This is a genomic window from Cupriavidus necator, from assembly GCF_040578825.1.
Taxonomy (GTDB): Bacteria; Pseudomonadota; Gammaproteobacteria; order Burkholderiales; family Burkholderiaceae; genus Cupriavidus; species Cupriavidus necator_E.
In genome coordinates this window covers 1-4,544 of record NZ_JBEFLI010000148.1, presented here as the reverse complement: position 1 = coordinate 4,544, position 4,544 = coordinate 1, and the positions used below count along the sequence as shown (strand labels likewise).

General features: G+C 64.2%; 3 protein-coding genes. All 3 read left to right on the top strand.

Translation table 11 applies throughout. The features are described from left to right. Window positions 1-302: helix-turn-helix domain-containing protein (locus tag AB1I47_RS33355; protein WP_354687920.1), on the top strand; the 302-nt coding region annotated here is incomplete at its 5' end. Then, window positions 299-955: a 1,6-anhydro-N-acetylmuramyl-L-alanine amidase AmpD gene (ampD, locus tag AB1I47_RS33350; RefSeq protein WP_354687919.1), complete on the top strand. Its 657-nt coding sequence runs from the start codon at window positions 299-301 to the stop codon at window positions 953-955. The genes AB1I47_RS33355 and ampD, both read left to right, overlap by 4 nt. Window positions 956-1,456: 501 nt before the next feature. Continuing rightward, complete coding sequence (locus tag AB1I47_RS33345) at window positions 1,457-4,393, top strand: ribonucleoside-diphosphate reductase subunit alpha (protein ID WP_354687918.1); 2,937 nt, start codon at window positions 1,457-1,459, stop codon at window positions 4,391-4,393. The last annotated feature ends 151 nt before the right edge of the window (window positions 4,394-4,544 follow it).

Genomic DNA, 4,544 nt, shown 5'->3' with positions numbered 1-4,544 from the left:
AACCCCAACCCCACCCCCAGCCGGAAAGCGAGGCCGCCGATGATCCCGTCGAACGCGCCTGCCGCGGCATCGTCTTCCCGATCGACCTGGCCGCGCGGCTCGAAGCCGTGGAGCGCGAACTGATCCTGCAGGCGCTGGCGCAGACCAATTTCAACCGCACCGCCGCGGCGCCGCTGCTGGGCCTGAACCTGCGCCAGCTCCGCTACCGCATCCAGCAGCTCGGCATCCGCGAGGCCATGGACGCCGCCGACCGCGGCGCCACCGAGGGGGCGGGCGAGAGCACGCCAGAGGGCACGTCATGACCACGCCCGCCACGCCAGCGCTGCCCGCGGTGCCAGAGCGCAGCCGCCGCTACCTGCCTGGCGCCGACGGCTGGGTCCCCGCCGCGCGCCGCGTGCCGTCGCCCAATTTCGACGAACGGCCGCCCGGCACGCCGGTCGACCTGGTGGTGCTGCACAACATCAGCCTGCCGCCGGGCCAGTTCGGCAGCGGCGATATCGAAGCCTTCTTCCAGAACCGGCTCGACCCGGACAAGCACCCGTTCTTCGCCACCATCCACCAGGTACAGGTGTCTGCGCACTTCCTGGTGACGCGCCAGGGCGAGCTGGTGCAGTTTGTGCCGTGCACGCAGCGGGCCTGGCACGCAGGGCAGTCGGACTTCTTCGGCCGCCCGCGCTGCAACGACTTCTCCATTGGCATCGAGATTGAGGGCTGCGACGACCTGCCGTTCACCCCGGCACAGTACGACACCGTGACCGCGCTGGTGCCGGCGCTGCTCGCTGCCTACCCGGTGCGGGCGATTGCCGGCCACAGCGATATCGCGCCGGGCCGCAAGACGGACCCCGGCCCGCATTTCGACTGGGCCCGTTTTGCCACGGAAGCGTCATTGACGCCGGATATGCTGCCGTATCGTTGCCCGCCGGCGGAGACCTCCGCCGATGCGTCGGGTGACTGACTCATAACGTCTTTTCCCCACGCCAGTGCGCCCCGTGCTGGCGCAGATGCCCCCACGTCGGTGTGGGGCTATCGCAGCGTCACAACAATCAAAAAATTTTTTCAAAAATGTGCGGTTGCGAACGGTCTGGCGGAAACCCTTGCGAGTATTAGCCTTGCGGGCATGTGGCGTTGCCGCAATCCGTGGCACCGACGCCGAAATAGCGGTTGTCAAGACTGGTCATTCGGAATCGTTTCACTATACTTAGCCCAGTTTTCAGCAGCACCCACTATATCTAGTAGTCAAACCGGGGAGCCGGACCAGGTGTGAGGTGGCGGTCGCGCAGTGCGCGGCATCGCCGGAAACCTTCCGCAAGGCCAGCGAATCACAAGAGTCCCTGGCGAAATGTTCACGCAAAGGCAGTTTGTCCACGCCCCGCCCAAGCGGGGCGGACGTTCTTTCCGCCACATTTCGCCAGGGACTCTTTTGTCTCTTATTTCCAGGGTAAAAACAGGAGTTCTCATGCAAACGGCCCAGAACGAAACCACCACGGGTGTCGCCGGCGTTGCCCACGCAGCACCGACCTCGCAGCAGACCCCCGCCAACGCCGCCAATACGAACTACCCGGATCACAAGATCATTCGTCGCAATGGCGCTGTGGTGGCTTTCGAGCCGTCCAAGATCAACGTGGCCATGACCAAGGCCTTCCTCGCTGTCAACGGCGGGCAGGGTGCCGCTTCCGCGCGCGTGCGCGAAGTGGTCGAGCAACTGACCCAGAACGTGGTGCGCGCACTGCTGCGCAGCCGCCCCAACGGCGGCACCTTCCATATCGAAGACGTGCAGGATCACGTGGAACTGGCGCTGATGCGCTCGGGCGAGCATGAAGTGGCCCGCGCCTACGTGCTCTATCGCGAAAAGCGCAAGGACGAACGCGCTCAGGCCAGCGCGCAGGCCGTGGCCCGCGTGCAGGAAGGCGGTTTCTCGGTCAACGTGACCGACGGTGGCGTGACGCACGTGCTGGACATCGCCGCACTGCATGCCCTGATCGACAACGCCTGCAGTGGCCTGGGCGATGCCGTCCGCGCCGAGCCGATCCTGAAGGAAACCCTGAAGAACCTGTACGACGGCGTGCCCATGACGCAGGTGTACGACTCCGCCATCCTGGCCGCGCGTACCCTGATCGAGAAGGACCCGGCCTACAGCCAGGTCACCGCCCGTATCCTGCTGCACACTATCCGCAAGGAAATCCTGGGCGCCGAAGTGACCCAGTCGGAAATGTCGGCGCGCTACGCCGAGTACTTCCCCAAGTTCATCGCCCGCGGCATCGAAGCCGAGCTGCTGGACGAAAAGCTGGCCACCTTCGACCTGGCCCGCCTGGGCGCCGCGCTGGACGCCCAGCGCGACTTCCAGTTCAACTACCTGGGCCTGCAGACCCTGTACGACCGCTACTTCCTGCATATCGATGAGACCCGCATCGAAATGCCGCAGGCCTTCTTCATGCGCGTGGCCATGGGCCTGGCGCTCAACGAGAAGGACCGTGAAGCGCGCGCCATCGAGTTCTACCAGCTGCTGTCGTCGTTCGACTTCATGTCGTCCACGCCGACGCTGTTCAACTCCGGCACCCGCCGCTCGCAGCTGTCGTCGTGCTACCTGACCACCGTGTCGGACGACCTGGAAGGCATCTACGAAGCGCTGAAGGAAAACGCGCTGCTGTCCAAGTTCGCCGGCGGCCTGGGCAATGACTGGACCAACGTGCGCGCGCTCGGCTCGCACATCAAGGGCACCAACGGCAAGTCGCAAGGCGTGGTGCCGTTCCTGAAGGTGGTGAACGACACCGCCGTGGCCGTGAACCAGGGCGGCAAGCGCAAGGGCGCCGTCTGCGCCTACCTGGAAACATGGCACCTGGACATCGAAGAATTCCTGGAACTGCGCAAGAACACCGGCGACGACCGCCGCCGCACCCACGACATGAACACGGCCAACTGGATCCCGGACCTGTTCATGAAGCGCGTGATGGAAGGCGGCGAATGGACGCTGTTCTCGCCCGCCACCTGCCCGGACCTGCACGACAAGGTCGGCAAGGAATTCGAGAAGGCCTACCTGGGCTATGAAGCCAAGGCCGCCAGCGGCGAGCTGAAGCTGTTCAAGAAGCTGCCGGCGCTGCAACTGTGGCGCAAGATGCTGGGCATGTTGTTCGAGACCGGCCACCCGTGGATCACCTTCAAGGATCCTTGCAACATCCGCAGCCCGCAGCAGCACGTTGGCGTCGTGCACAGCTCCAACCTGTGCACGGAAATCACGCTGAACACCAACGACAGCGAAATCGCCGTCTGCAACCTGGGCTCGGTCAACCTGGTCGCCCACCTAACCAAGCAGGCCGATGGCACCTACGCGCTGGATCACGCCAAGCTGCAGAAGACCATCCGCACCGCGATGCGCATGCTCGACAACGTGATCGACATCAACTACTACGCGGTGGACAAGGCGCGCAATTCCAACCTGCGCCACCGACCGGTCGGCATGGGCATCATGGGCTTCCAGGACTGCCTGCACGTGCTGCGCACGCCGTACGCCAGCAAGGCCGCGGTGCAGTTCGCCGACACCTCGATGGAAGCGGTGTGCTACTACGCCTACCAGGCTTCGACCGAGCTGGCCGAAGAGCGCGGCCGCTACAGCACCTATGAAGGCTCGCTGTGGGACCGCGGCATCCTGCCGCAAGACTCGCTCAAGCTGCTGGCCGAAGAGCGCGGCGGCTACCTGGAAGTGGACCTGTCCAGCACCATGGACTGGGACAGCCTGCGCGCCCGCATCAAGCAGCACGGCATGCGCAATTCGAACTGCATCGCGATCGCGCCGACCGCCACGATCTCGAACATCATCGGCGTGTCCGCGTGCATCGAGCCGACCTTCCAGAACCTGTACGTCAAGTCCAACCTGTCGGGCGAGTTCACCGTGGTCAATGACTACCTGGTGCGCGACCTGAAGGAACGCGGCCTGTGGGACGAGGTGATGGTTGCCGACCTGAAGTACTTCGACGGCTCGCTGTCGCGCATCGACCGTATTCCGCAAGACCTGCGCGACATCTACGCCACGGCGTTTGAAGTCGAGCCGACGTGGCTGGTGGAGGCTGCCAGCCGCCGCCAGAAGTGGATCGACCAGGCCCAGTCGCTGAACATCTACATGGCTGGTGCGTCGGGCAAGAAGCTGGATGACACCTACAAGCTGGCGTGGGTGCGCGGCCTGAAGACCACGTACTACCTGCGCACGATGGCTGCCACGCACGTGGAGAAGTCGACTGTGTCGCGCGGCTCGCTGAATGCGGTGTCGTCGGGTAGCGATGGTGGCTCGGCACTGGACGCAGCGGCTGCTTTGGCCCCGGCGATGCCGGAAGCCGAAGGCGCGGTCTGCACGATGCGCCCGGGTGATCCTGGCTTCGAAGAATGCGAAGCCTGCCAGTAATGTAATTTCTTGCCCCCTGTTTGCTCCCCTTGTATGTTCGCGGAACGTTGTTCCGAAGACAATGCAGAGGGATAGCGACCGGCAGAGTCGTCAATGTAGGATTGCTTGTTTTTCGTGGTTGGTGCGCCAAACCTGAAACCCCTCAGAGTTC

Excerpts from the sequence above, each read along its gene's own strand:
- AB1I47_RS33345 (WP_354687918.1), top strand. The coding sequence starts at position 1,457 with ATGCAAACGGCCCAGAACGAAACCACCACGGGTGTCGCCGGCGTTGCC.
- ampD (WP_354687919.1), top strand. The coding sequence starts at position 299 with ATGACCACGCCCGCCACGCCAGCGCTGCCCGCGGTGCCAGAGCGCAGC.